This is a genomic window from Micromonospora sp. NPDC048909 (assembly GCF_040649635.1).
Lineage (GTDB): Bacteria > Actinomycetota > Actinomycetes > Mycobacteriales > Micromonosporaceae > Micromonospora.
On sequence record NZ_JBEZFU010000001.1, the window covers coordinates 265,055 to 289,411 of the forward strand.

The 24,357-nt window shown below is 71.4% G+C and carries 21 protein-coding genes, 1 tRNA gene and 1 riboswitch; of the genes, 9 read left to right on the top strand and 13 right to left on the bottom strand.

Annotated elements, in window-relative coordinates; translation table 11 throughout:
- Nucleotides 1–32: 32 nt before the first annotated feature.
- From AB0C04_RS01300 to AB0C04_RS01315, 4 genes are read right to left on the bottom strand one after another with little or no spacing between them, the layout of a single operon-like run.
- The gene (locus AB0C04_RS01300) at nt 33–683 is read right to left on the bottom strand and encodes an aminodeoxychorismate/anthranilate synthase component II (RefSeq protein ID WP_357046745.1); all 651 of its coding nucleotides are present in this window, start codon (nt 681–683) and stop codon (nt 33–35) included.
- Nucleotides 684–687: 4 nt separating this feature from the next.
- Nucleotides 688–966: a hypothetical protein gene (locus tag AB0C04_RS01305; protein WP_357046747.1), complete on the bottom strand. Its 279-nt coding sequence runs from the start codon at nt 964–966 to the stop codon at nt 688–690.
- 6 nt (nt 967–972) lie between these two features.
- The gene (locus AB0C04_RS01310) at nt 973–2,832 is read right to left on the bottom strand and encodes a class E sortase (protein WP_357046749.1); all 1,860 of its coding nucleotides are present in this window, start codon (nt 2,830–2,832) and stop codon (nt 973–975) included.
- Nucleotides 2,829–3,635 carry a DUF881 domain-containing protein gene (locus AB0C04_RS01315; protein WP_357046751.1) on the bottom strand — a complete coding sequence of 269 codons (807 nt, stop codon included), beginning with the start codon at nt 3,633–3,635 and terminating at the stop codon, nt 2,829–2,831. The genes AB0C04_RS01310 and AB0C04_RS01315 overlap by 4 nt, the downstream gene beginning before the upstream one ends.
- Before the next feature lie 227 nt (nt 3,636–3,862).
- On the opposite strand from AB0C04_RS01315, the gene AB0C04_RS01320 reads away from it, so the two are divergent.
- Both AB0C04_RS01320 and AB0C04_RS01325 read left to right on the top strand, forming a co-directional pair.
- The gene (locus tag AB0C04_RS01320; RefSeq protein WP_357046753.1) at nt 3,863–4,126 is read left to right on the top strand and encodes a cell division protein CrgA; all 264 of its coding nucleotides are present in this window, start codon (nt 3,863–3,865) and stop codon (nt 4,124–4,126) included.
- A 313-nt stretch (nt 4,127–4,439) separates the two neighbouring features.
- A complete protein-coding gene (locus tag AB0C04_RS01325; RefSeq protein ID WP_357046755.1) occupies nt 4,440–6,662 on the top strand; it encodes a (Fe-S)-binding protein in 2,223 nt (740 codons plus the stop codon).
- A 71-nt stretch (nt 6,663–6,733) separates the two neighbouring features.
- On the opposite strand, the gene AB0C04_RS01330 is transcribed toward AB0C04_RS01325, so the two are convergent.
- Entirely contained in the window at nt 6,734–7,414 is a 681-nt protein-coding gene (locus AB0C04_RS01330; RefSeq protein ID WP_357046757.1) for a GPP34 family phosphoprotein, read from the bottom strand.
- Nucleotides 7,415–7,554: 140 nt separating this feature from the next.
- Here AB0C04_RS01330 and AB0C04_RS01335 point away from each other — a divergent pair, with 140 nt between their 5' ends.
- From AB0C04_RS01335 to AB0C04_RS01345, 3 genes are all read left to right on the top strand, one after another.
- Nucleotides 7,555–8,868, top strand: a complete 1,314-nt coding sequence (locus tag AB0C04_RS01335; protein ID WP_357049031.1) for a hemolysin family protein — start codon at nt 7,555–7,557, stop codon at nt 8,866–8,868.
- Nucleotides 8,861–9,862: a hemolysin family protein gene (locus AB0C04_RS01340; RefSeq protein WP_357046759.1), complete on the top strand. Its 1,002-nt coding sequence runs from the start codon at nt 8,861–8,863 to the stop codon at nt 9,860–9,862. The genes AB0C04_RS01335 and AB0C04_RS01340 overlap by 8 nt, the downstream gene beginning before the upstream one ends.
- Nucleotides 9,863–10,044: 182 nt before the next feature.
- Nucleotides 10,045–11,043 (top strand): NlpC/P60 family protein, encoded by a 999-nt coding sequence (locus AB0C04_RS01345; RefSeq protein ID WP_357046761.1) that lies wholly within the window; start codon nt 10,045–10,047, stop codon nt 11,041–11,043.
- A gap of 66 nt (nt 11,044–11,109) precedes the next feature.
- Here AB0C04_RS01345 and AB0C04_RS01350 read toward each other — a convergent pair whose 3' ends face one another.
- Nucleotides 11,110–13,131, bottom strand: coding sequence for an N-acetylmuramoyl-L-alanine amidase (locus AB0C04_RS01350; RefSeq protein ID WP_357046763.1), 2,022 nt, complete (start codon nt 13,129–13,131; stop codon nt 11,110–11,112).
- A gap of 239 nt (nt 13,132–13,370) precedes the next feature.
- A riboswitch (cyclic di-AMP (ydaO/yuaA leader) is annotated at nt 13,371–13,506 on the top strand.
- A 66-nt stretch (nt 13,507–13,572) separates the two neighbouring features.
- Between AB0C04_RS01350 and AB0C04_RS01355 the strand changes: the two genes are divergently transcribed.
- Nucleotides 13,573–14,559, top strand: a complete 987-nt coding sequence (locus AB0C04_RS01355; protein WP_357046765.1) for an NlpC/P60 family protein — start codon at nt 13,573–13,575, stop codon at nt 14,557–14,559.
- Between the two features lie 60 nt (nt 14,560–14,619).
- Here AB0C04_RS01355 and dcd read toward each other — a convergent pair whose 3' ends face one another.
- Entirely contained in the window at nt 14,620–15,198 is a 579-nt protein-coding gene (gene dcd, locus AB0C04_RS01360) for a dCTP deaminase (protein ID WP_350868534.1), read from the bottom strand.
- Between the two features lie 99 nt (nt 15,199–15,297).
- Here dcd and AB0C04_RS01365 point away from each other — a divergent pair, with 99 nt between their 5' ends.
- Nucleotides 15,298–15,846, top strand: a complete 549-nt coding sequence (locus AB0C04_RS01365) for a pyridoxamine 5'-phosphate oxidase family protein (RefSeq protein WP_357046767.1) — start codon at nt 15,298–15,300, stop codon at nt 15,844–15,846.
- A 73-nt stretch (nt 15,847–15,919) separates the two neighbouring features.
- On the opposite strand, the gene AB0C04_RS01370 is transcribed toward AB0C04_RS01365, so the two are convergent.
- Complete coding sequence (locus AB0C04_RS01370; RefSeq protein WP_357046769.1) at nt 15,920–16,897, bottom strand: zinc metalloprotease; 978 nt, start codon at nt 16,895–16,897, stop codon at nt 15,920–15,922.
- A gap of 268 nt (nt 16,898–17,165) precedes the next feature.
- On the opposite strand from AB0C04_RS01370, the gene AB0C04_RS01375 reads away from it, so the two are divergent.
- Nucleotides 17,166–17,239: transfer RNA gene (locus AB0C04_RS01375), tRNA-Gly, on the top strand.
- 302 nt (nt 17,240–17,541) lie between these two features.
- On the top strand, nt 17,542–18,237 hold the full coding sequence (locus AB0C04_RS01380; RefSeq protein ID WP_357046771.1) for a HEAT repeat domain-containing protein: 696 nt from the start codon (nt 17,542–17,544) through the stop codon (nt 18,235–18,237).
- A 102-nt stretch (nt 18,238–18,339) separates the two neighbouring features.
- On the opposite strand, the gene AB0C04_RS01385 is transcribed toward AB0C04_RS01380, so the two are convergent.
- The 5 genes from AB0C04_RS01385 to AB0C04_RS01405 form a co-directional block, all read right to left on the bottom strand.
- Nucleotides 18,340–18,645 (bottom strand): hypothetical protein, encoded by a 306-nt coding sequence (locus AB0C04_RS01385; protein WP_357046773.1) that lies wholly within the window; start codon nt 18,643–18,645, stop codon nt 18,340–18,342.
- A gap of 202 nt (nt 18,646–18,847) precedes the next feature.
- Nucleotides 18,848–20,137: an MFS transporter gene (locus AB0C04_RS01390; RefSeq protein WP_357046775.1), complete on the bottom strand. Its 1,290-nt coding sequence runs from the start codon at nt 20,135–20,137 to the stop codon at nt 18,848–18,850.
- Nucleotides 20,138–20,227: 90 nt separating this feature from the next.
- Nucleotides 20,228–21,007, bottom strand: a complete 780-nt coding sequence (locus AB0C04_RS01395) for an aminoglycoside adenylyltransferase domain-containing protein (RefSeq protein WP_357046777.1) — start codon at nt 21,005–21,007, stop codon at nt 20,228–20,230.
- A gap of 58 nt (nt 21,008–21,065) precedes the next feature.
- Nucleotides 21,066–21,824: a Stf0 family sulfotransferase gene (locus AB0C04_RS01400; RefSeq protein WP_357046779.1), complete on the bottom strand. Its 759-nt coding sequence runs from the start codon at nt 21,822–21,824 to the stop codon at nt 21,066–21,068.
- A 99-nt stretch (nt 21,825–21,923) separates the two neighbouring features.
- Nucleotides 21,924–24,230, bottom strand: coding sequence for a FlgD immunoglobulin-like domain containing protein (locus AB0C04_RS01405; RefSeq protein WP_357046781.1), 2,307 nt, complete (start codon nt 24,228–24,230; stop codon nt 21,924–21,926).
- Between the last annotated feature and the right edge of the window lie 127 nt (nt 24,231–24,357).

A 24,357-nucleotide genomic window follows, 5' to 3' on the forward strand; every position in this document is an offset into this window, starting at 1 on the left:
GCCCGGTGACCGGCCCGGTGGCGGCCGGATGATCAGGCGTCGGCGAAGGCGGCCCGGCGGCGGGCGTCCACCTCGGCGGCGAGGGCCGGGGCGCGCTGCAGCGCCTCCGGGTGGCCACAGCCGGCGAGCCAGTTGGCGAGCATCAGGTGCCCGCCCTCGGTGAGCACCGACTCGGGATGGAACTGGACGCCCTCGATCGGCAGGGTGCGGTGTCGCATCGCCATCACCACCCCGGACCCGGTCCAGCCGGTGACCTCCAGCTCCGCCGGCAGCGTCTCGGGCAGCACGGCGAGCGAGTGATAGCGGGTCGCGGTGAACGGGTCCGGAAGGCCGGCGAGCACCCCGGTCGACGTGTGCCGGACCTCGGAGGTCTTGCCGTGCAGCAGCTCGGGAGCCCGGGTCACGGTCGCGCCGAACGCCTCGCCGATGGCCTGGTGACCGAGGCAGACACCGAAGATCGGCAGCTCGCCCGCGTACTGGCGGATGACGTCCAGGCAGATGCCGGCGCGATCCGGGCTGCCCGGGCCGGGCGAGAGCAGGATGCCGGCCGCGCCGACCCGGCCCACCTCGGCGACGTCGATCTCGTCGTTGCGGCGTACGTCGCAGTCGACGCCGAGTTGGCCCAGGTACTGCACCAGGTTGAAGACGAACGAGTCGTAGTTGTCGATCACCAGGACGCGCATCGGCTCACCGGTCCGGGGTCGGGGGCGCGGTGTTGTTCCGCTCGGTGTCGTACGGCAGGTCGTGCTCGTCGCCGGGCGGCGCGTCACTCGGCACCACCTCGCCGGCCGGGTCGCCCTGGTCGGCGTCCTGGCTGACCTGCACGTCGTCGAAGGGGAGCAGGGGCTCGGCCCACGGGAAGACCACGTACCAGAGCAGCGCGACGGTGGCGGCGGCGAGCAGCACCGACCCGCTCAGCTTGCCGACGAACCCGAACGGGAGCTTGCGCCAGATCCACGAGTACATCGCCGGTCAGCCTCCCAGCTCCGCCGGGCGGCCCGCCGACTTCGGCTGGGTGCGGTCCAGCTCGGCGTGGATGATCAGCCGCTGGTAGTTGTCGAACTTCGGGTTGCAGGTGGTGAGGGTGAGCATCCGCTTGGTCGCCTTCACGCCCGGTTTGCCGGGCACCGCGGCCACCACCTCGACCTGCGTCGGCTTGACGATCCGGGTCTGCGAGACCTTGTAGACGTACCAGTCGGTCTTGCTCTCGACCACGATCGCGTCGCCGTTGTTGAGCTCGTCCAGGCGCCAGAAGGTGGCCCGGTTCCGGTGCCCGGCGACGGAGAAGTTGCCCACCTCGCCCGGCATCGCGCTCTTCGGGTAGTGGCCCGGGGCGTACCGGATGTCGGCCTGGGTGACGCCCTCGACCACGACCCAGTTCTTGGCGAGTTTCGGGATGTAGAGGCCCGCGATCGGCTTGCCGTGCACCGGCGGGGACGGCTTCGCCGACGGTGTCGCCGGTGCGGCGACGGTCGGATCGCCGGTCGGACCCCAGGCCTGGGCCAGCTGCTGACTCAGATCGTTCTGGTGGGCGTCGACGATCGCCGACTTGCCCCAGACCTCGTAGCCGGCGAAGAGCAGCACCACCAGGCCGAAGGTGATCAGCGCCTCGCCGGACACCCGGATGCCGGTGCGCACCCGGGAGGCCAGCGACGGCCGGGTCAGCTCGGAGTAGACGCTCTTGTAGCCCTCGCCGGTCTGCTCCGGGCGGAGCTGGACCACCCGCTCACCCCGGCGGGGCCGAGGCGGCTCGGTGGCCTCGGAACCGCCGGTGTCACCCGCGTCACCGGTCTCCGGCGTCCTGGGCACCGCGCCCATCAGCGCGGTCGAGTCGAGTGCCGGGTGCCGCGCGGGAGCGCCGGGCACGACCGGGATCAGCGCGGTGGCGGCGGGGTCGCCGGCCGGGGAGACCGGAGCGGCGGGCCCGCCACCCGGCCCGCCGGACGAGCGCTCGGCCCGCGGGCCGACCGGTGCGATGAACGCGGTAGGCCCGTCGGTCTGGTTCGCCGGGGGCGTGGCCGGGGCGGCGCGGTTGGTGGACTCGTCCGCCGGTGCCGCGGACCGCGGCAGGCCGGCACCTGGCCAGCCGGAGTCGGCCGAGGAGGTGGCGGGGCGGCGGCTCGGCAGGCCACCGGGCGCGGCGGGCCGCACCGCGGTCTCGCCCGGGTACCGCGGGTCGGCCGCCGCTCCCGGCGCGGAGAAGTAGTGGGGAGAACCGGGGTGCCCGCCGGGGGCCGGCGCGTCGCCGGCGGCGGGACCGGCCGGCGGTGTCGCCCGGTTCGGCTGCTCGGCTCTCAGCGATGTCGGTCGGTCGTGACGAGGCGCCGGGCCGTCGCTCGGCGGCGCGGGGTTCGCGGCCTGGTCGGCGGGGCCCGGACTGGCCGGCGCGTCGGCCGGCGGTGTCGGCCGGGCGCCGGCGGCACCGGGCCACGGCGGTGGTGCGCTGCCCGCGCCACCGGCGGGCGTGGTCGGGCGGGCCGGTTCGGCGGTGGCCGGTGGCCGAACGGACTCCGGCGCGAACCAGCCCTGGTTCCCGGGCTGACCGGCGTCCCCGGCCCCGCTCGACTGGGGCGGCACCGCGTTCGGGCCGGGGCGGGCGGTCGCCCCCGACGGCCCGACGGCCGGCGGCCGCGCGGCCGGTGGTTGCGGTGCCGGCGACTGCGGTGCCGGCGGCTGCGCGGTCGGCGAGCGCGTCGGCAGTACCGGGTCGGGCCAGGCACCCCGGCCGGGTCGCTGCGGTGCCGGCTCGGTAGGGTCGATCTTGGGCAGGAGGGCCGTCGGATCGTCGGTCTGGTCCCGGTGCCGCCCGTCGGGCCGGTCGCCGGCACTCACCGGAGCACCTTCGCCGAGCGCAGGGCGGTCGAGTCCTCGAAGGCCGGCACGGTCACGGTGGAGACGGTCTCCCGGTAGCCGAGTTGGTAGTCATCGACCACGTCCTTGAACAAGCGAACTCCCTCGGATTCGGCGAGCGCCTGCTGGAGGGCAGCGGGATCGCCGATCGCTACGATCTTGAACGGGGGGGAGTACACCCGACCATGCAACAGCAGGGTGTTACCGACGCAGCGTACCGCGCTGGTGGCGAGCACGCGGACGTTCATGATTGACATGGCCTCCGCGCCGCCGGCCCAGAGCGCGTTCACCACCGCCTGTACGTCGCCCTGGTGAACGACCAGGTCATCGTTGCTGACGCCCTCGGGTAGCTGGTCGCTGCGCCGGGGTGCGGCGTCGTTGAGCTCGACCGTCACGCCGGTGCCGGTCAGCGCCGTGAAGCCGGCGGTCTCCCGGCTGCCGAGCGCCCGCTCCTGCTGGGCCTTGATCGGACCGTCCTGCTCGCCCAGCGCGGTGGTCCGCTCCTCGACGTCGCCGCGGAGCGTCGCGGCCTGCCGCTCGCTGTCGGCGACCTGGTGCCGGCGCTCCTCGATCAACTGGTTGAGCTGCGGGCGCCGGTCCTCACGCAGGGCGGTGCCGCCGGCGGTGGTCGCGGTGGTGGTGAAGAGCAGCCCGGCCGCGGCGGCGATCAGCGGAACCCCGATCGACCAGCCCGGTCGTCGCTGCCGCCCGCGCCGTGGCAGCAGCCCGGCGACGGCGCGCCGGAGCACCTTCTGCCAGGATGCGCCGCCGGATGTGTACTCCACCGAGCGTTCCTTCCCGTCGTCTCGCGTCGGCCCACGCCGGCCTGGCCGGCATGGTGACCGGAATAACTCCCGCTTTTTCGGTCACTCCGTGCACCGGCCTGACCCCATTCGTGGCTTGGGCGGGCCTTCGGGACTACGCTAGCTTTCGAACATTATTGGCCATGGACCGTCGCCCCCGCGCCCGGTTGTCAGGCCGGACGAGGTCGTAACCCCCTCTGGAGAGCGTCGTGCCCAAGTCTCAGGTCCGCAAGAAGAAGGTGTACACCCCGCCCACGGACGTGCGCCCGACGGCGACGGCGTCGACGCGCAAGCCTAGCCCGGTGTGGTTGCCGCTCACGGCGGTCGCGCTCATCGTCCTGGGCATCGGCTGGCTGGTGGTCTACTACCTCTCCGAGCAGGAGTACCCGGTCTTGTCGTGGGGTTACTGGAACCTCGCGGTGGGCTTCGGGGCGATGGTCTCCTCGCTGATCCTGCTTTCTCGCTGGCGCTGATCCCGGCCCTCGCGCGCCCGCCGGCCTCCGTCGCTGTCGCGCCGGAGGCCGGTCTACCTCACTCCACGCCGCCCCTGCCCGGCAGATCCGGGCGGGGCCACCTATGGTGTGCGCAGGGCGGCGCGGCCCGGTGCGAGAAGGCTCACGTTACTGCTGGGTAACCTTGCGCGTAGGCTGCACTGCATGACCGAGCGGAGCGAGGTCATCGACCGGCCCGGTCGAGGGTGCGGCAGCGGCGGTTCGCCGGTCGTGTCCTGAACTGGTCCCGGTCGCCGAGCCGCTCGACAGCCAGCAGACCGGGGAGGCCAACTCGATGGGCAGCGTCCAGATCGTCACCACGATCCTCGCGGCCGCCATCACCGCCGTGGCGGTGGGGCTTGCGGTGCGCGCCGTCCTGAGGATGGTGGCAGTCGTCCGGCTGGGTCAGCCCGCGCCGGAGCGGTTCACCGACAAGGGCGCCCGCACCAAGACCATGCTGGTGGAGACCGCCGGGCACACCCGGATGCTCAAGTGGGGCGTGGTGGGTGCCGCGCACTGGTTCGTGATGGTCGGCTTCATCGTGCTGTCGCTGCTGGTGCTCGAGGCGTACTTCGAGGTGGTCACCCCGACCGGCGGGCTGCCGATCATCGGGCCCTGGACGGTCTTCGGCCTGGCCACCGAGGTCATCGGCGTGCTGGGCCTGGTCGGCATCCTGGTGCTGATGGCGATCCGGCTGCGCAACCGGCCCAACCGGCCGGGCGGTCGGTCCCGGTTCACCGGCTCGACGATGTGGCAGGGCTACTTCGTCGAGTGGATCGTGCTGCTGGTCCTGATCTTCGGGTTCGTGATCCGGGGCTTCAAGGTCGCCACCGACCACTTCGAGTACCCGGTCTGGGCCACCCCGGTCAGCCACGCCGTCGGGGCGGTGCTGCCCGACTGGCAGGACGGTGCCAGCATCGCCGCGCTCATCAAGATCGTAATCTCGATGACCTGGCTGATCGTCATCTCGCTGAACGTCACCATGGGTGTCGCCTGGCACCGCTTCCTGGCGTTCCCCAACATCTTCTTCAAGCGCGAGCCGGCCAAGCCCGCCGGCTCGGGCCTCGGCGCGCTGCGGCCGATGACGAGCGAGGGCAAGCCGCTCGACTTCGAGGAGGCCGACCCGGAGAAGGACCAGTTCGGCGTCGCCCAGGTGGAGCAGTTCACCTGGAAGGGTCTGCTCGACTTCAGCACCTGCACCGAGTGCGGCCGCTGCCAGTCGCAGTGCCCGGCCTGGAACACCGGCAAGCCGCTCTCGCCGAAGCTGCTGGTGCTGAGCCTGCGCGACCACGCGTACGCCAAGGCGCCGTATCTGCTGGCCGGCGGCGGCAAGGACCTGACTGGTGAGGAGAAGGCCACCGCCGCGCAGTTGGCGCACGTCGACGTGCTCGCGCTCGCCGAGGCCGAGAAGCCGCTGATCGGCACCGCCGAAGAGGGCGGCGTCATCGACCCGGACGTCCTCTGGTCCTGCACCACCTGCGGTGCGTGCGTCGAGCAGTGCCCGGTCGACATCGAGCACGTCGACCACATCGTCGACATGCGCCGCTACCAGGTGCTGATCGAGTCGAGCTTCCCCTCCGAGGCCGGCGTGATGCTGCGCAACCTGGAGAACAAGGGCAACCCGTGGGGCGCGCCGCAGAACACTCGCGAGGACTGGACCAAGGGACTGGACTTCGAGGTGCCCCGGGTCGGCGAGGTCGACGACTTCGAGTACCTCTTCTGGGTGGGCTGCGCCGGCGCGTTCGAGGACCGGGCGAAGAAGACCACCAGGGCGGTCGCCACGCTGCTCAACGAGGCGGGCGTCTCGTTCGCCATCCTCGGCGAGGGCGAGACCTGCTCGGGCGACCCGGCCCGCCGGATCGGCAACGAGTTCGTCTTCCAGATGCTCGCCCAGCAGAACGTGGAGACCCTGAACGAGGCGTTCGAGGGCCGGGAGAAGAGCAAGCGCAAGATCGTCGCGACCTGCCCGCACTGCTTCAACACGCTGGGCAACGAGTACGGCCAGCTCGGCGGCGAGTTCGAGGTCGTGCACCACACCCAGCTGCTGGCGCACCTGGTGGCCACTGGCAAGCTCACCCCGGTGCAGCCGGTCGACGGCGGCGTCACCTACCACGACCCGTGCTACCTGGGCCGGCACAACCGGGTGTTCACCCCGCCGCGCGAGGTGCTCGGCAGCGCGATCTCCGGTGGCGACGGCCAGGAGGGTGCGGGCGGTCTGATCGAGATGCCACGCAACAGCGAGCGCTCCTTCTGCTGCGGCGCCGGCGGCGCCCGGATGTGGATGGAAGAGAAGATCGGCAAGCGGATCAACGTGGAGCGGGTCGAGGAGGCCATGGCCACCGGGGCGAAGACCGTCGCGGTCGGCTGCCCGTTCTGCTCGACGATGCTCAGCGACGGGGTCAACGGCAAGGGCGCCGGCGAGCAGGTCGAGGTGATCGACGTGGCCAGCGTGCTGCTCCGCTCGGTCAAGCCGGAGCAGGCGCAGGGCGACAAGAAGGCCGAGCCGGTCGCCGGCTGATTCGCGTACCCCGGCAACACACGCACGACGGCGGTGGCACCCGGTGCCACCGCCGTCCGCGTTTTTCAGGGTCAGGAGACGGCGGTGGTCACGATCGCCGCCGTGGTGACGGCGGTGGTGGCGGCGATCAGCACCGCCTGGGTGTCCAGGATCGCCCGCGTCGTCGCGTCGGACGCCCAACTGCCCTCGGAGATCTCCGCAACCCGGCGCTTGACCCGGTCCTTCGGCAACTCGTGGAAGACCTTGCGGTCCAGACCGACGGCCCGGGCCAGGCTGACCAGTGCGGCGGTCCGGGGTTCGACCGGCCCGTCCGTCGCGACCGCGGCGACCATGCGCTGCCGGGCCAGCGTCTCCACCGCCGGCTCCGTGCCGCTCGGCGAGGGATAGCGGGTACGCGGGAAGACCCAGAGCACCCGGTCGGACTCGCGGCGCAGCACGCCGGAGCCGACCAGCCCGTCGAGCACCCGGTCTGGCAGGTCGCTGGCGAGCCGGCTGATCCAGTCCTTCGGCCGACGCCGCTCGTCGTCGGCCGCGATCCGGGCGAGGGCCTCGTCCAGCAGCGGTACGCCCAGCGGGTCCGCGCCGATCGCGGTAAGACGGTCGTCGGTGACCGACAGTCGGCCGGCGAGCGCGAGTTCGAGCAGCAGCGCGCCGGCCAGCCCGTAACCGAGGTGCAGCGCGCCGAGCTGGTTGACGCCCTCGTCGTCGTAGCTGAGCAGGGCCAGTTCGTCCGCCAGGGTGAGGTCCGACATGATCACGACGGTAACCGCCGCCGGCAAGGGCACCCGGCCGTGCGGAACCGGCGGTGTGGGCACTCGTACCCCTGGAGCCGCCGTGGAACAATCGCGCCCGAGGTGAGGCGATCATCGACGGCCTGCTATTGATCACGCTGCTGCCCCTGGTCGGCTTCGCTGCGCTGACCGCCGGCAACGCGTTCTTCGTCGCGGCCGAGTTCGCGCTGGTCACCGTGGACCGGGCCGAGATCGACCGGCGGGCCGAGGCCGGCGACGCCCCGGCTGCGGGCGTCCGCCGGGCGTTGCGCGAACTCTCCTTCCAGCTCTCCGGCGCGCAGCTGGGCATCACCATCACCGCGCTGCTCACCGGTTACCTGGCCGAGCCCGCCCTGGCCCGGATCTTCACCCCGGTGCTGCATCCACTCGCCGGGGACGCCGCCGAGCGGTTCACCCCATTCCTCGCCCTCGCACTGGCCACCCTGATCTCCATGCTCTTCGGCGAGCTGGTCCCGAAGAACCTCGCGCTGGCCCGGCCGATGCCGACCGCGCTGGCCACCGCCGGCCCGATGCGCGGCTTCTCCCGGACCTTCGGCTGGCTGATCCGGGGGCTCAACGGGTCGGCGAACCGGCTGGTCCGGGCGCTCGGCGTGGAGCCGCAGGAGGAGTTGGCCAGCGCCCGCTCACCGGAGGAACTGGGCCTGCTCGCGGCCATCTCGGCGCGGGCCGGCGCGCTGCCGCCGGACACCGCGATGCTGCTGCGCCGGACCATCCGGTTCGGCGACAAGCGGGCCGCCGAGGCGATGACCCCACGCGTCGACGTGGTCGCGCTGCGCGCGTCCGCCAGCGTGGCCGAGCTGCTGGCCCTGTCCCAGCAGACCGGGCGGACCCGGTTCCCGGTCTACGAGGAGACCCTGGACCTGGTCACCGGTGTCGCCGGGGTGCCGGACGCGCTCGGCGTCCCGCTCGACCGGCGGGCGGGCACCACGGTCGGCTCGGTGGCCCGCGAACCGGTCTACGTGCCGGAGAGCCTCGACCTCGACGGCGTGCTGGCCGCGCTGCGGGCCGCCGGCGCCGACCTGGCCATCGTGGTCGACGAGTACGGCGGCACGGACGGCGTGGTCACCGTCGAGGACCTGGTGGAGGAGCTGGTCGGCGAGATCGCCGACGAGTTCGACCCGGCCGCGGTGGCCGACACCGGTCCGGGTGAGCTGACCGTGCCGGGCGGTGAACGCACCCTGCTCGTGGACGGCGTGCTGCGCTCCGACGAGCTGGCCGAGCGGACCGGGTTCCGGCTGCCCGAGGGGCCGTACGAGACGCTGGCCGGCTTCCTGATGGCCCGGCTGGGGCACATCCCGGTGGCCGGCGAGACGGTCGAGGCGCGCGGCTGGGAGTTCACCGTGGTCGAGGTGGAGCGGCACCGGATCGAACAGGTCCGGGTGGTCCTGCCCGAGGAGCCGGACGGCGATGGCTGAGCTGCTGCTGACCGTGCTGCTGCTGCTCGGCAACGGGTTCTTCGTGGGCAGCGAGTTCGCGCTCATCGCGTCCCGGCGTACGGTGCTCGAACCGCTCGCCGCCACCTCCCAGCGGGCCCGCTGGGCGCTTTCGGCGATGAACCAGATCCCGCTGATGATCGCCGGGGCCCAGCTCGGCATCACGGTCTGCTCGCTCGGGCTCGGGGCGATCGCCGAACCGGCGCTCGCCCACCTGCTGGAATCGCCGTTCCACGCGGCCGGGCTGCCGGAGCGGGCGGTGCACCCGGTGGCCTTCGTGCTCGCCCTCGGCGTGGTGGTCTTCCTGCACACGGTGGTCGGCGAGATGGTGCCGAAGAACATCACCCTGGCCGGGCCGGAGCCGTCGGCGCTCTGGTTGGGGCCGGCGATGCTCGCCTTCTGCGTGGCGACCAAACCACTGCTGCTGGCGATGAAGTGGGCCTCCCGGCAGGTGCTGCGGTTCTGGCGGATCGAGGCGACCGACGCGGTCAAGACGGTCTTCACCGCCGAGGAGTTGGCCGGGCTGGTCTCCCAGGCGCGTACCGAGGGGCTGCTCGACGCCGAGGAACACGCCCGGATCACCGGTGCGCTCGCCCTGCACAGCCGGACGGCGGCCGACGCCCTGCAACCCTGGTCGACGGTGGTGACCGTGGCCGAGGACGTCTCGCCCGCGTCGCTGGAGGTGCTGGCCACCGGCACCGGCCGGTCGCGCTTTCCGGTGGTGGAACGGGCCACCCGGCGGGTGCTCGGCTTCGTGCACGTCAAGGACGTGCTCGGCTACGCCGGACCGGGCCGGCGGGCCCCGGTGCCGATCGAGGTCTACCGGCCGCTGGCGGTGGTGCCGCCGGACCGTACGCTCGCCGACCTGCTGCTCGCGATGCGCCGCGAGCGGCGGCACATGGTGCTGGTCAGCGACGGCCGCCGCCCGCTCGGCGTGGTGACGCTCGACGACGTATTGACCGCCATCGTCGGATGATCGGCCAACACCCTTGGTGTGCAAGCGGTTGCGCCAGCGTGACGACGCGCGGACTCACCTTGATTCCGCTCCGGCGCTTCCCTATCGTGGGGCACCGACCGCTGTGGGTCGTCTGCCTCGCCGCTTCCCCTCTGCGAGGCGCCCGGCGGTCGGTTGCAAAGGAGTCGGTGCCGGTGGCAACCATGCCCCCCCATCGTCACGCGCCGGGACGATCCGTCCGTCCGGGTGGCCTGCGCCGGGTCGCCCACCGCCTGCTCATTCTGGTCGCTGCCGCGGCCGTCGGTGCCGGCATGCTCGCCGCACCGGCGCATGCGGAGCCCACGGTCGACGAGATCGAGGCACAGATCGACAAGCAGTGGGAGCAGTTGGAGCCCACCATCGAGCAGTACAACAAGGTGCGGGCGCAGCTGAAGGTCAACCGGAAGAAGTCGGCTGATCTGGAGAAGAAGATCGAGCCGCTCGCGTTGCAGAGCGAGCTGGCCATGAGCCGGGTCGGCGACCTCGCCTCCCGCTACTACATCGACGGTCCGTCGCAGGACATCGGCGCGCTGCTGGTCAGCGCCACGCCGAGCACCCTCACCGAGCAGCTCACCATGCTTGACCGGCTGGCCAAGCAGGAGCGCAAGGAGGTCGAGGGGGTGCTCAAGGTCCGCGCGAAGTTCGACGCGGAGAAGCAGAAGCTCGACGCGCTGATCGCCACCCAGGTCAAGCAGCAGGACGAGCTGGCGGCGAAGAAGAAGAAGATCGACGCCGAGATCAAGCGGCTCGAGAAGACGCTGCCGGTGACCACGGTCAAGACGGCGGCGTGCCCGACCGTGAACGGCGTGGTCAGCGCGGCCGCCCGGACCGCGATCAAGACCGCCTGCCAGCAGGTCGGCGACCCGTACGTCTGGGGTGCCACCGGGCCGAACTCGTTCGACTGCTCCGGCCTGACCCAGTACGCCTACAAGGCCGCCGGGATCAGCCTGACCCACTTCACCGGCGCACAGTGGAACGAGGGCAAGGCCATCCCGCGCTCCGAGGCGCGCCCCGGTGACCTGGTCTTCTTCTTCAGCGACCTGCATCATGTCGGCCTCTATCTCGGCAACGACAAGATGGTGCACGCGCCACGGGCCGGTAAACCGGTCCAGGTGGCGAGCATCAACAACATGCCGGTCGCCGGGTTCCGCAGACCCAGCTGATCCATCCGTGCCACGACGAGGGCCCCCGGTCGAATCGACCGGGGGCCCTCGCGTACGTGCCGACGGCTAGCGGGGCGCGCCCAGCGGTGACGGGAGCAGCAGCACGTCGTCCAGGTTGACGTACATGATCCGGTGGCCGAACTGGATCTGCGCGTACCGCAGGTCACCGCGGATGACGGTCCAGTCGCCGGGCGACGACCCGTCGAAGGTGACCGCCCGGTAGTACTCGCTCGGCACGATCCCGCCGAGGGCGTACCGCTGCCCGGCGGCGAAGGTGTACTGCAACGGCGAGATCGTCTGGTAGGGCACCCCGGCCGGATAGGCCGCCTGCTCCGGGTAGGCCCGCCCGTAGACCGGCACGGTCGCCTTCCCCGGCCGCGGAGTCACCACGAAGCCGGTCGCCCACTTCGCGGTCCGCACCGCGGCGGGGTTGTGGAACCACGCCTTCTGGCCGAGGTACCAGATCGCCGTCCAGTCGCCGCGCACCTCGGCCACCGCGTACGTCTGCCCCGCCGAGGCGCGGGCACCGTGGTCCGAGATGTACATGGTGTCCGGTGTGCCGTCTGGCCGCTCGGCGAGGTCGTTGACGAGCGGCGCGTCGTGGCTGGGCGCGCTGTGCAGGATCACCGCGGACGAGCCGCGCAGCGGGCAGGGCTCGGCCGGCGGCGGCGGGGTCGGCACGCCGGGCGGCTGCTGGTTGCAGCCGATGAAGGCCGGCCGGTTGGTGGTGACGTCCGGGTCGATGGTGACCAGGCCGGTCCAGGCCGTGCCGGTGGTCCGGAACGGCGCCCTGAGCAGGTCGAAGTAGTGCGACCAGTCCCAGTAGGGGCCCGGGTCCCAGTGCATTCCGGCGACGGTGGACGCCACCGTGCCGGGAACGTTGTCGTGCCCGATGATGTGCTGCCGGTCCAGCGGGATGTTGAATCGCAGCGCCAGGTGCCGCACGAGCTTGGCCGAGGCCCGGTACATCGCCTCGGTGTACCAGGTGCCGTGCCCGGCGAAGCCCTCGTGCTCGATGCCGATGGACTTGGCGTTGACGTACCAGTTGCCGGCCTGCCAGCCGACGTCCTTGGCCTTGATGTGCTGGGCGACGTGGCCGTCCACCGAGCGCAGCGTGTAGTGCCAGCCCAGGTAGTCCGCCTGCTGCACCAACCCGACGCTGGGGCCGTAGTAGCCCTCGGTGTCGTGGATGACGATGTACTCCAGCTTCTGCTGCGCCGGACGGTTGCCCAGGTCGTGGTTGCCGTAGTCGCCGGCGCCCGGGCCGTACTTCTCGTAAGGCGCCGGGATCCACTCGCAGCCGAGGCCGACCGGGCACTCCAGCCCGTCCGGCCGCTCCGCCCGACGTAGCCCGAGCTGGTGCAGCCCGGACTGGTCGGGGCTGACCGCCCGGGCGGCGAGGGTGACCTGGTGGCCGTCGTCGGTGCGGCGGCTCGCACCGGAGCGGAGCTGGTCGTACACCTCGTCGGCGAAGGCCGCGGCGGTCTCCTCGGTGTCGGCGCCCGAGTAGCGGGCGACCGCGCCGTACCACGCGGCCGGGTCGGTCCTCGCGCCGAGCGGGCCGCCGAGCTCCCGCTGGTACGCGGCGAGCAGCGCGGCGCCGCCGCGGATGTTGGTGGCCGGATCGGAGCGGAGCGCGTCCACCGTCGCGCCGGTGAGCGTGGCGGCGGCCTGCATGGTCTGCACCGCGGCGGCGAGCGGGGCGTTCCTGCTCGCGGCGGCGCCGGCCGGCGCGGTGACGGTGAACGGTCGGGACTCGTCACCGCGCGGGTCCTCGTGCGCGTCGACGTGGAAGCCGGCGGGCTGCGACGTGACGTGGGCGACGTCGGTCAGGTGCAGCGGCCCGAACCCGCCGCTGGTGCTCGGCGTGCCGGCGTGGGTGTCCCAGCGGGACTCCAGGTACGAGACGCCGAGCAGGACGTTCTCCGGTACGCCGTACTCCGCCGCCGCGGCGGCGTACTGCTGCTGGCGGTCGTCGGGCGGCGCGGCGGTGGCCGGGCCGCCGCCGAGTGGCACGGCTGCCGCGGCCGTGACCACGGCGGCGGTGAGCAGGGCGCGCCTGCTCCTCGACAGGGTTGAACGGTGCATCGAACCCCCCAGGTCGGACGGGTAGGGATGGGGTCACCTTGGCCCTGGCGCGACCACTGCGTCAATACCTTTCCATCTATCAACATTCACGGAAGGAAATCTTCATGACGGACCGAGGGTGCGCCACCGCGACTCGGGTACGGAGTGTCACGGCCCCATGGGTTGCGGATCGATAACGACCATCTCTACTCTGGTCATTCGTCGGCCCGCCAACAGTTCCGTCCAGCCGGGGCGGTAACGGTCCGACACCGCCGAGTCGCTCGCGAGCGAGCCGGGGACCCAGGTTTCCGGGGTGAATCCGCAGTCACTGCGGTAGGGCGCCTACCTTCCCGCCCGAACCCGTCAGCTAACCCGGTAGGCGGTCAGGAAGAAGGAGTCCGGAGCCCGGTGGCCCACCAAGCCCCGCGGCCTCCGTCCGAGTGGCCGGCGACAGCCGGCCCGGTGACGGTTGCGCCGCGCCCACGCTGGTCCCGCTTCACCCTCATGCTCGCCGCACTGCTCGGCGTCGCCGTCGTCCTGACCGGTGGCGCCAAGGCGGCCCACGCCGACCCGTCGGTCGCCGAAATCGAGCGCCAGATCGACGAGGACTGGAACAAGCTCGAACCCATCATCGAGCGGCACAACGCCACCCGGCAGGACCTCGCCGCCAAGCGCAAGCAGGCCGACGCGCTGGGTGCCCGGATCAAGCCGCTGCAACTCCAGGTCGACCAGGCCATGGACAAGGTCAGCGCGCTCGCGGTACGCGCGTACAAGGGCGAGAACGTCCTCACCATCAACGCCGTGCTCGGCAGCCAGAGCCCGAGCGAGGTGGTCGGCCAGCTCGAGCTGCTCGACCGGTTCGCCCACAACCAGCAGCAGGACGTGCAGCAGGTGGCCAACCTGCGCGACCAGCTGGCCCGGCAGAAGGCGCCGCTCGACGAGATGGTCGCCCAGCTCACTCGGACCGAGGCCCAGCTCGCGGCCAAGAAGAAGCAGATCAACGCCGAGATCGACCGGCTGCAGAAGCTCCGGATCAAGGTGTACGGCAACGGCGGCGGCGGTTCGCTGCGGCCCGCCCCCTGCCCGGCAACCTATCCGGGTGGAGCCGCCGGCACCGCGGTCAAGTTCGCCTGCGCCCAGATCGGCAAGCCCTACGTGTGGGGCGCCGAGGGCCCGAACTCGTACGACTGCTCGGGCCTGATGCTCGCCGCCTGGGCGAAGGCCGGGGTCTCGCTGCCGCACAACGCGGCCCAGCAGAGCCGGGTGACCAAGAACGTCAGCCGGGCCGAACTGCGCCCCGGTGACCTGGTCTTCTACTACAGCGACATCCACCACGTCGGCATGTACGTCGGCGGTGGTTGGGTGGTGCACGCCTCGCAGGCCGGCGTACCGGTCAAGATGAAGAAGGTCGACGACGGCCCGATCCACAGCTACGGCCGACCCGGCTGATCCGCGTACTGATGAAAGGGCCCGCTCCGATGCCGGAGCGGGCCCTTCGTCGTGCCGGGATCAGCGGGTCGGCCAGGCGCGCCAGTTCTGCCAGGAGCGGCTCGGGGTCGGGCCCCGCTGGCCCTGGTAGCGCGAGCCGTAGACGGCCGAGCCGTACGGATGCTCGGCCGGCGAGGAGAGCCGGAAGATGCAGAGCTGCCCGATCTTCATGCCCGGCCAGAGGGTGATCGGCAGGTTCGCCACGTTGGACAGCTCCAGCGTCACGTGGCCGGAGAAGCCCGGGTCGATGAAGCCGGCGGTGGAGTGGGTCAGCAGGCCCAGCCGGCCGAGGCTCGACTTGCCCTCCAGCCGGCCGGCGAGCTGCTCGCCGAGCGAGATCACCTCAAGGGTCGAGGCGAGCACGAACTCCCCCGGGTGCAGCACGAACGGCTCCCCGTCGGGCACCTCGACCACCGAGGTCAGGTCGTCCTGCTGCATCGCCGGATCGATGTGGGTGTAGAGGTGGTTGTTGAAGACCCGGAAGAGCCGGTCGAGGCGTACGTCGATGCTCGACGGTTGCACCAGGGTGGGCTCGAACGGCTCCAACCCGAGCGTGCCGGCCTTGATCTCGGTGACCAGGTCGCGGTCGGAGAGCAGCATCGGACCACCATAGCGAGGCCCGCCAGGACGGCCGGATCCGGTGCCGGTGACCAGCGCGTCGCGGTCGCTCCTCGTACATTTGTTCGATAGAATGTCGGCATGGCTTCCTGGTCCGAATTCGCCGCTGACGAGCCCCGCCTCGCCAACGGGATCCGCGTTCTCCTGCAGCAGTACGGTCCGGGCTTCGGCTACCTGGCCACGGTCCGCGCCGACGGCGGGCCCCGGGTGCACCCGGTGTCGCCGGTGATCACCGACGAGGGGCTCTTCTGCTTCGTCATCGACTCGCCCAAACGGCGCGACCTGGAGCGCGACGGGCGCTACGCGCTGCACTCGTTCCCGCCGGAGGAGAGCGACGACGAGGCCTACGTCGCGGGCCACGCCCGGCCGGTCACCGATCAGGCCCGGGTGGCCCGGCTGGCCGCGAGTGCCGGGGCGGCGCCGCAGGTCGACTGGCGGCTCTTCGAGTTCACCGTCGACGTGGCGATGCTGGCCCGGCGTGACTCGGGCAGCGCCGGCGGGCCCGCCGAGGGCTTCGGCCGCCCCGCCGTCCAGGTCTGGCTCGATCCGCACGCGGCCGACCGGCCGGCCGCGCCGACACCGGTGCTGGCCGGCGCCGCCCGATGCGACGCCCACCGCTCGGCCGCCTGAGCACATCCCGGGGAGGAAGAAGCCGGTGCCGGCCCCGTCGCGACGGGGCCGGCACCGGTGGTACGCGGAGAGGCTACGCGGCGCGGTAGGCGTTCCACGCGGTCAGCATCCGGCTCGCCTGCCCGGCGGTGAACTGGTACATGCACGAGTCGTAGGTGTAGTCCATGAAGTTGGTGATCGGGTCCAGGCCGGTCGCGGTGCAGGTGTCCCGCCCGGTCGGGCACTGGTAGGCCGGCGAGGCCTCGGCCGGGGTGTCGCTGACGCTGTCGCCCTGGCCGCCGCAGCCACCTTGGAAGGTGTGGTAAAGGTTCAGCCAGTGGCCGACCTCGTGGGTGCCGGTGTCGCCCTGGTTGTAGTTGGTGGAGGTGCCGCCGGGCAGCGACTCGCCGAGCACCACCACGCCGTCCGTGCTGCTCAGCTTCCGCTGCGGGAAGGTCGCCCAACCCAGCAGGTCGTCGCTCAGCTCGCCCAGGTAGACGTTGAGGGTGTTCTTGCCGCCTTCGCGCAGCGCGGTCTTCATCTGCCGCTCGGCCGACGAGCCGTACACGATCGGGTACCAGGCCGGGTTGGTCACCCGGTTGATCTTCGTCAGCTGGAAGCCGAAGGCGGTCGCCGCGCCACCGGTGCCGCCGGCGTAGGCCTGGTTCAGCACGCTGATCTGCGAGTTGATCATCGAGTCCGGGATGTTGCCGCCGGCGCGGGTGCTGTCCCGCTGGATCACGTGCACGACGACGGGAATGGTGACGGCGGCCAGCGGGGCGGCGCCGGCTCGCGTGTTGCTGCGCTCCCGCAGCGCGGCGGCCAGGTCGGCCTCCCGCTCCCGGGCCTGCTTGACGGTCAGCTCGTTGGGTTCGTGCTTGGCCGCGCTGCCCGCCTTGACGCGGGCGTCCGAGTGGACGTCGGCCGGCTCCGCGCAGGTCTCGGCAGGGGCGGCGGCGAAGGCCGAAGCGGCCGGAACGACGCCCACCGCGGCGGTGCTGAGCAGCAGCGCGAGGGTCGTCGACGCGACGCCGGCGGCACGCCGGGTCAGCAGGTTGGGACGGAGTCCCATGGGCCCACCTCTTTCTGTCGGCGCGGCAGGGGGTGTGTCACGCCGTGGCTGAAACGTGTGGCCGACGTTACAACCGATCGACAGATTTGAGAACGGCTATGCCTTGTCGCGGGGAAACTTTTCCCTGCCCAACGCGCGCCGGTGACCGGCCCGGCCGGCAACCGACCCGCCTCCGCCGCCCGCCTCGCCGAACGGGCGTCCGGCGCGCCTCGCGCCGAGGGGTACCTGGGTGCACGGGGCTGGTGACTCAGGTACAGTGGTCCCGCTTGCGGGTGTAGTTCAATGGCAGAACATCAGCTTCCCAAGCTGACAGTGCGGGTTCGATTCCCGTCACCCGCTCCACGCGAAAGGCCCTGGTCAGGACGCGAGTCCCGGCCGGGGCCTTCGACGTTCTCGAGCCGCGAGCAGCGGCCGGGTCATCCACGGGCCACCAGGCACGCTTCCTACCTGTCGTCCTGCCCTGGGCCTTCGGCCTGTCCGAGGTGTCAGCCCCGCCTTCTCGCTGCTCTAGATTGTCTTCTATGCGTGACCGATCCTGGGAGCTGACTCACCGTGACCGTGAGATTCGGTTGGACGCACTGCATGCCCTCTTGACTGGGGCAGAGAGAGGGGACGCGGCTGCGAAGCAGGTCCTCAAGGAGATCGTGACCGGGTACCGGAACTTCGACCCCGAGATCTACTCCCGCGCGTTGAATCTCCTTGTGCTGTTCGGTGACGAGTCGCTGGCCGATGCGCTCCTTGCTGCGCTTGCCGACGAGGAGTACGGATGCCAGGCGTGGGCGGCGACCGGCTGCGGGATCCTGCGCCTTCAGGCGGCCGCCCCGGTGTTGATCGACCTACTTCGCCACCCGGATGCTTTCGCCCGCGAGAGCGCCTGCGAAGCCCTGGGAGAAATACGCGATCCCACTGCGGTCACGCCCCTCGCGCAGGTGCTCGATGACCCAGCTGAGCACGTCAGAGCCGCCGCCGCGTACGCCCTGGCTGACATCGGCGACGACGAGGCGATCGAGCAATTGTGGACTGCGCTGGAGTCGCCCCGCCGGCCCGTGCGTGCCGGCTACCTGTCGGCCGCACTGGCGCGCCCTGCCACCAAAACGCTCAACCGCCTGATCCAGGCGACCTCACACGACGATCCGGAAGTGCGCTTCTGGGCAGCACGAGCACTCGGCGCTACCGGCGACGATCGAGCCGAGGAACTGTTGACGCACCTTGCGGCCGAGGACCACGCCAGGGTGCGAACCGGCGCGCACGTCAGTACCGCCGCGAAGAAGGCGCTGAAGACGCTGCGGAACATCCGCGAACACCGGCGGAAAGCACGCGCCCGAGCGCCGCGCGGATGATCTCGGTTTGGTGTTGCGGGTTAGCGGTGCCGACGGCACCGCAGGCGTTTCGGGCATCGCGGTCGGTTCAGCGCGTCCTGCCAAACCGACGGTTCGGGCCGATCAAGGCTCCCGCGGCAGGGAAGCTGCGGCGGCGATAACCTCCGCGACGCACTCGTAGTCCTTCACCAGGGGGCCGACCATGCGCGGTTCGGGCTCGACCGCCTCGACTAGCCCACGCACCAGATCGTGAATCCTGGCCTCGTGCGGCGGTTGGCGGATGCGAGGGTGTCGCCGATGGAAGCTGTCCCAGCGGCGGAAGCCGATGTCGACGAGGCGCTCGCGGTCATCGGGTGAGGCGATGGGACATCCCTGATCCCACAGCTTCGCCAGCGCCACCAGTGCGGCTGCGCGAGCAGGGTTGGCCATCTCGCCGCTCCGTTACTTTCGGTGATCTCTTGCGACCGTACAGCCATCCGTACAGCCAAGCCGGCCATCAGTCAGGCGCAATAGGCGGCTACAGCCGACAGGTCGAGCAGGTCAGCAGCAGCGCTCCGCGATCAAGGCCCGGGCCAGGAAACGAGGCCCAGCCAGAGCCTTCGACGTTTTCCGTGACCTCGGCTTGCTCGCCTCAGCGGGCAGCGGCGGTCGTTTCGTCGCCGCCGGGGTGTGCCGCCGGCACCGCGGGGACGGATGCGGGCCGGGCACGGTGCCGCCACGCGTCGACGGCTAGCACCCCGAGCGCGGCCAGGGTGAGGAGCCCACCGATCAGCGCGAGCAGCCGCGGGCCCGGACCGGGCAGCAGGATGCCGCCGAGCAGCGACCCGGCGGCGATTCCCGCGTTGAAGGCGGTGCTGACGCCGGCCGAGGCGAGATCGGTGCTGCCGGGGGCGAGCTGCAGCATCCGGTTCTGCACGGCGGTGGCGAACGCCGCGTAGGCGATGCCGACGCCGGCGAGTAGGACGACCGTGGCGGGTTTTAGCGCGCCGAGCGCGTACAGGCCGAGCAGGGCGGCGGTGCCGATGCTCAGCGGTGTCAGCAGCGACGCGGTCGGGTGGGTGTCGAGGGTGCGGGCCACGACGACCGTGCCGACCACGCCCGCCGCGCCGGAGACGAAGAGCAGGGGCGCCAGCGCGGCGTCGGTGAAGCCGCTGACGTCGAGCAGGAGCGGCGTGACGTAGGTCTGCAGAATCAGGAAGCCGCCGACACCGACGGCGGTCGCGATCAGGAGCATCAGGAAGCGCCGCGCGTCGGGCGAGGTGCCCCGGGCGGCACCGCCGGACTCCGGCGAGTAGGACGGGATCAGGACGACGACCACGGCGGCAGCCACCACGCCGACCCCGGCCATCACCGCGAACGCGGTCCGCCAGCCGGCCTGCTGCCCGAGCCAGGTGCCGGCTGGAACCCCGAGCACCGGGGCGAGCGCCGCCCCGGTCGAGAACAGCGCCACCACCCGACCGCGCACGGCGACCGGGAAGAGGCCGGTCACGGCGGGCGAGACGACGGACCAGAACAGCGCCTGGGTGAGCGCGGTGACGAGACGGGCGCCGGCCAGCACGGCGTACGTCGAGGCGAGCGCGGCCACCGCGTTCGCGGCGGCGAACAGAACCATGGTGACGCCGAGCAACTGGCGGCGAGGAATCCGTTGGGTCAACCGGGCCAGCGGCACGGATGCCAGCACGACCACCACCGCGTACCCGCTGACCAGCAGGCCCACCTGCGAGCGTGAACGGTCGAGATCGGGCGCGATGAGGGTGAGCAGACCGATCGGCAACAGCTCGGTCGTGATGAACGCGAACGCGGTGAGGGACAGGACGACAAGGGCCGCCGAGGCCCTGCGCGGCGAAACCTTCGGTGCCAACTTCTGCCTTCCGGTCGCCGAGCTGGGCAGCAACTCGGTGGAACGTTCATCCAATCCCATGGCCGCCCATCTCGACCAGAGACGCTCAGCACGTGGGCGATGACCGGCGCGCGTCCAGTCCGCAAGGGTGTCAGGCGGCGGGCCAGCCTGTCACGACGACGCGAAGCGGCGCCAGGCGTCGTCGGCAACCGCGTTGACGCTGTCGGCTGCGGCGGCGAGGTCTGCGGCGGTGAACCGCTCCGCCTCGCCCGTACGCCAGCGGACCGCGCGATGGGCGAGATCCGCGTACTCCGGGAACAGTTGCGCGAGGTAGTCGCCTGCCGTGGCCTTCGAGATGATGTCACCGTGGGCCAGCGTGTAGTGCGACCGTGCGGGCCCGAGCACGAACCAGCTCACCGTCCCGGCGTCCATGGCCGCGTCGGGAGCCACGTCGGCGAGCGCTGACGGGATCGTCGCCGCTGTCGACTGCCAGTACCCCCGCAGGTTGTCGAGGTTGTAGAGGCGTAGCTGCTCCGGGTCGATCCGTAGCTCCAGCTCCGCGACAGCCGGGCCACGGACCGGGATGCCGTATCGCTGCAGGGTCAGCCACAGCACCGGCGTCAGTTCACCGCAGGGCTTGTCGGTCTTGAACTCGCCGTCGACCACGAACGGGACGCTTCGCCGGTCACTCGGCCAGGACCGTGCCAGCGCGGGCTCCAGGTAGACACCGTCGAGATGGGGCGGGCGAGGCAGCTCGGCATGGATCTGCGCGAGCTGGGCGAGGTCGTCGACTGTCGCCGGGCGCGAGGTCATGACCACCATGTCGACGTCGCTGGCCCCGGGCTGCCAGGCGCCGAGCGCGGCGGACCCGACGAGGTAGAGGCCACGCACGTAACCCGGCAGTGCCTGATCGACTGCTCGGAGATAACCCTGCGTCAGCTGCTCGACCACGGGGTGACCGTAGCAACGAGGGACCGGCCGACGTTCCGTCCAGAGGCTTCCCACGGAGTCATGGCTCCTGGTTTCGGTACCGGTCGATCCACTGCTGGTTGAGGTCGTCGGCCTGGCGTTGGTGTCGGGCGGCGATCGTGCTTCCGGCCGGCATGGCGAGCCCGAGGAAGTCGAGGATGCGGTTCGTCGTGGTGACCATGTCCGCGTCCAGCTGCTCGTATCGCACGACGTGCGGCTGAATTCCCCACGAGGCGAACCAGGCCTCCCACGCCGCGTTGTGTTCGGTGATCACTTCGACGAAGTGGCGGATGCCGTCCGCGTCGAAGCGGGGCGCCTGCCCGTTGCCGGCGCTGCCGCTGATCTCACCGTTGCCACCGACGAACCACTTGGCGGTCTGCTCCGCGCGTAGCCAGGACACCGCCTGGGCAACCAGGTCCTCGCGGCGCAGGAAGACGAAACGGGTACGGCCGAAAGCTCTTTCCAATAGCGCGACGTCGTTGCCGTTCAGGTGCGGGTGGACCGCCGCGAGCTTGCCGACGAGTTCGTCCAGGGTGCCCCACATCAGCTTCGCGCCGAACACGCCGTTGTCGGTGCGCCCGGTGGCCAGCGCGGCTCGGACGTAGTCCGCATAGTCGAACCCGCCTTCGGCGGTGCGGGCGAGCTGCCACCGGTCGGCCCACATCGGCTCGTCGGGTGAGCGGAAGTAGGCCTGCGGTTGACCGGCGACCCCGCTGGACTCCAGCAGCCCCAGCAGCAGCGAACTCCCGGTGCGCGGAGTGGCGCAGACGAAGTACGAGTCGGTGGATCCCGAAGGCATGACCGCAGGTAAATGCAGCGGGGCGGCGGCCCGCAACTCAATTGTCAGCCGCCGACGCCGGGGCCCCTCCTTTCGGAGCGGGCCCCGGCTCGACGCGGATCAGCTCGCGTGCGGTGACGAGTGGGCCATCGAGTTCACCCGGAAGCGGTTCCGGCCCGGCCAGTCGCGGCCGAGTCGCACGGTCCCGGAGGTGGTGAGGGCCTCGCCCTGACCGTCGGCTGGCGTTGCGGTCAGCGTCCAGGCGTAGGCGCCGTTGGGCACCACCTGTCCGGAGCCGTCCGTGCCGTTCCACGCAGTGGCCACCAGGCCGCGCGCCAGACCGCCGGAGAGGGTACGGACGGTCGCGCCGGTGCCCTGGTTCCTGATCACGAGCGTCCAGGAGGCGGCCGGCTTGGACAGCCACCACTTCGGGGTCCACTGCCGGGCGCCGCCCCGGACGTCCACCGACGTGGCGACGGTGGCGTCGAGCTGCGAGAGGGGCGGGACCGGGATGCCGCTCGGTACCAGATGGATGCCGCCGTCGGCGCCGAGGTGGGCGATCACCCCGGTGTACGGGTCGACGTCCCAGGGACGCCACGACGCGAACTCCCCGGCGGTGTGCGGCACCGGCATTCCGCTGCGCACGTCGGTCACCGTCAGCTTCCCGTTCGACTCGAACGCGACGAAGCCGTCACCCAGTTTCGCCGGCCTCCAGTTGGGCCCGGAGAAGAGGGTCACTTTCATCCTCCGGACCGTGTCGTAGGCGCCCTGGCCCGCCGCCGGGCCCACACAGGTCCAGAGCAGCCACCGCCCGACGGCCTGGAGATCCTCCAGGAGACAACCCGGCCCGAACCACACCCCGGCGCCCCGCTGCCCGGTCAACAGGTCGATCGGGGCGACGCCATCGTTGCCATCCCTGACCCACATGGTGGTGCCCCAGATGGCCTCGACGTCGAGCGCCGTGGTGAACACCGCCTGCCCGGTGTCGAGGTCGACGATCCGGGTTTCAGCCGCGCCGCCGGACGGCATCGTGAGCGCCGCGAACCGGCCGCTGGTGGCCGGCACCGACTGGTAGCTGCGGGTGCTGTCGATCCGGGTGCCGGGCAGCGACTGGGCCGGCTCCAGGAGGTGGGGCTGCTGGTCGACGGGAGTGAAGCCCTGGCCTGCGCCCGAGACGACCGTCCGGCCGTCGCCGGTGTCGTGCAGGGCGGGACAGGCCGTGCCGGAGCAGCTTTCGGGGGCGCCACCGCGGGCGACGCGCGCCCCGACAGTGAGAGAACCGCTCACCCCGATGTCCCGGGTGTGCAGGTAGCGCCGGTCCTGCCAGGGTTCGTACTCGAGAGTGTTCAACCGGCCCTGGGTGAAGGTCAGCCCGTCGACCGCCTGGATCCGCTGCGGGTACGCATTGGCGATCTTGCGGACGGTGACCGCGCCGCCGTCGGCGGACTCGACGAGGGAAACCCCCCACTGGTCTGCGGCGGGGCCGCCGGTCACCAGGAGCCCGCCGTCCGGGGTCGGCATGGCGATCCCCTGCGACCTGGGCAGCAGCACCTTCGTGGTGGAGCCGTCGAGGGCGACGGCGTCGACCCGCCAGACCGGCATCCCGAAGTTGAGCGTGCCCAGGGCGGCGTCGTGTCGGGCCACCACGAGCGTCTCGCCGACCAGGCCCAGCAGTTGCGCGTCGCCGGTCAGCGGCACCGTCCGGGGCGTGGCGGCCAGATCGTCGCGCGAGTGGATGAAGACGGTGCCGTCCTGCCACCACAGCAAATGGCTGGCGGTGAGCACGATCCGACCAGGGTACGTACTCATTCGGTATGGCAGCGGGACGAAGCGGCCCTGTTCGGCGTCGAGCCAACCGGTGTGCGACCCCGCATCCGTCCGATACTGCACGACCTGCCCGTGCGCGTCCGCGAGCGGAGCGTGAGTGACGAACGTGCCGGCAACGTCGTCAGGGACGCCCTGCACGGCCCGGGTCGTGAAGGAGCCGTCGTCGTGAGCATCGAGCAGATGCCACGTGAAGTCAGCGTCGGAGACGGTTCCCGTCCTCGTCACGACCGTCCACCCCAGGGCGCTCACGTATGAGTGGCCGGTGGGCGGCACGACCGTACGGCTCTGCCCGGTCGCCATGTTCCGCAACCGTACGGTCCGGCTGGTCTGGTCGTAGTGGGCCACGACATCCGAGCCGGCACCGAATTGCGGGACGGAGGAGGTCTCCGTGGCGGACGCGTCGACGACCGTGTCGGCGCCGGTGTACGTCGTCCACAGGTGGCCGCGTCCGTACTCGTAGCGGAGGAAACCCGAGGGACCGGCGCTCAGCAGGGCCGTCTGGGGGCGCAGGGCGATGACGGCCGGGACGATTACCTCGCCGGCGACCGGATTGGCGTGCGCGGGGCCGGCGGTCAGCGGGACCAGGCCCGCAGCCAGCATGATCGACATTGCGGCGGCGACACTGGCGCGTATGGGCGCACGTCTGGCCACGCTCGTCCTTTCTGAAGACAGCAGGTTGAGGCTGCGAAAGGCTGTCCGCGCGGCACACCGACACGCCACCAGGGAC

What these genes read in the sequence shown, in the direction of transcription:
- AB0C04_RS01300 (WP_357046745.1), bottom strand. Translation starts at nt 683, where the DNA reads ATGCGCGTCCTGGTGATCGACAACTACGACTCGTTCGTCTTCAACCTG.
- AB0C04_RS01305 (WP_357046747.1), bottom strand. Translation starts at nt 966, where the DNA reads ATGTACTCGTGGATCTGGCGCAAGCTCCCGTTCGGGTTCGTCGGCAAG.
- AB0C04_RS01325 (WP_357046755.1), top strand. Translation starts at nt 4,440, where the DNA reads ATGGGCAGCGTCCAGATCGTCACCACGATCCTCGCGGCCGCCATCACC.
- AB0C04_RS01330 (WP_357046757.1), bottom strand. Translation starts at nt 7,414, where the DNA reads ATGTCGGACCTCACCCTGGCGGACGAACTGGCCCTGCTCAGCTACGAC.
- AB0C04_RS01340 (WP_357046759.1), top strand. Translation starts at nt 8,861, where the DNA reads ATGGCTGAGCTGCTGCTGACCGTGCTGCTGCTGCTCGGCAACGGGTTC.
- AB0C04_RS01345 (WP_357046761.1), top strand. Translation starts at nt 10,045, where the DNA reads ATGCCCCCCCATCGTCACGCGCCGGGACGATCCGTCCGTCCGGGTGGC.
- AB0C04_RS01350 (WP_357046763.1), bottom strand. Translation starts at nt 13,131, where the DNA reads ATGCACCGTTCAACCCTGTCGAGGAGCAGGCGCGCCCTGCTCACCGCC.
- dcd (WP_350868534.1), bottom strand. Translation starts at nt 15,198, where the DNA reads ATGCTGCTCTCCGACCGCGACCTGGTCACCGAGATCAAGGCCGGCACG.
- AB0C04_RS01365 (WP_357046767.1), top strand. Translation starts at nt 15,298, where the DNA reads ATGGCTTCCTGGTCCGAATTCGCCGCTGACGAGCCCCGCCTCGCCAAC.
- AB0C04_RS01370 (WP_357046769.1), bottom strand. Translation starts at nt 16,897, where the DNA reads ATGGGACTCCGTCCCAACCTGCTGACCCGGCGTGCCGCCGGCGTCGCG.
- AB0C04_RS01385 (WP_357046773.1), bottom strand. Translation starts at nt 18,645, where the DNA reads ATGGCCAACCCTGCTCGCGCAGCCGCACTGGTGGCGCTGGCGAAGCTG.
- AB0C04_RS01390 (WP_357046775.1), bottom strand. Translation starts at nt 20,137, where the DNA reads ATGGGATTGGATGAACGTTCCACCGAGTTGCTGCCCAGCTCGGCGACC.
- AB0C04_RS01400 (WP_357046779.1), bottom strand. Translation starts at nt 21,824, where the DNA reads ATGCCTTCGGGATCCACCGACTCGTACTTCGTCTGCGCCACTCCGCGC.
- AB0C04_RS01405 (WP_357046781.1), bottom strand. Translation starts at nt 24,230, where the DNA reads ATGCTGGCTGCGGGCCTGGTCCCGCTGACCGCCGGCCCCGCGCACGCC.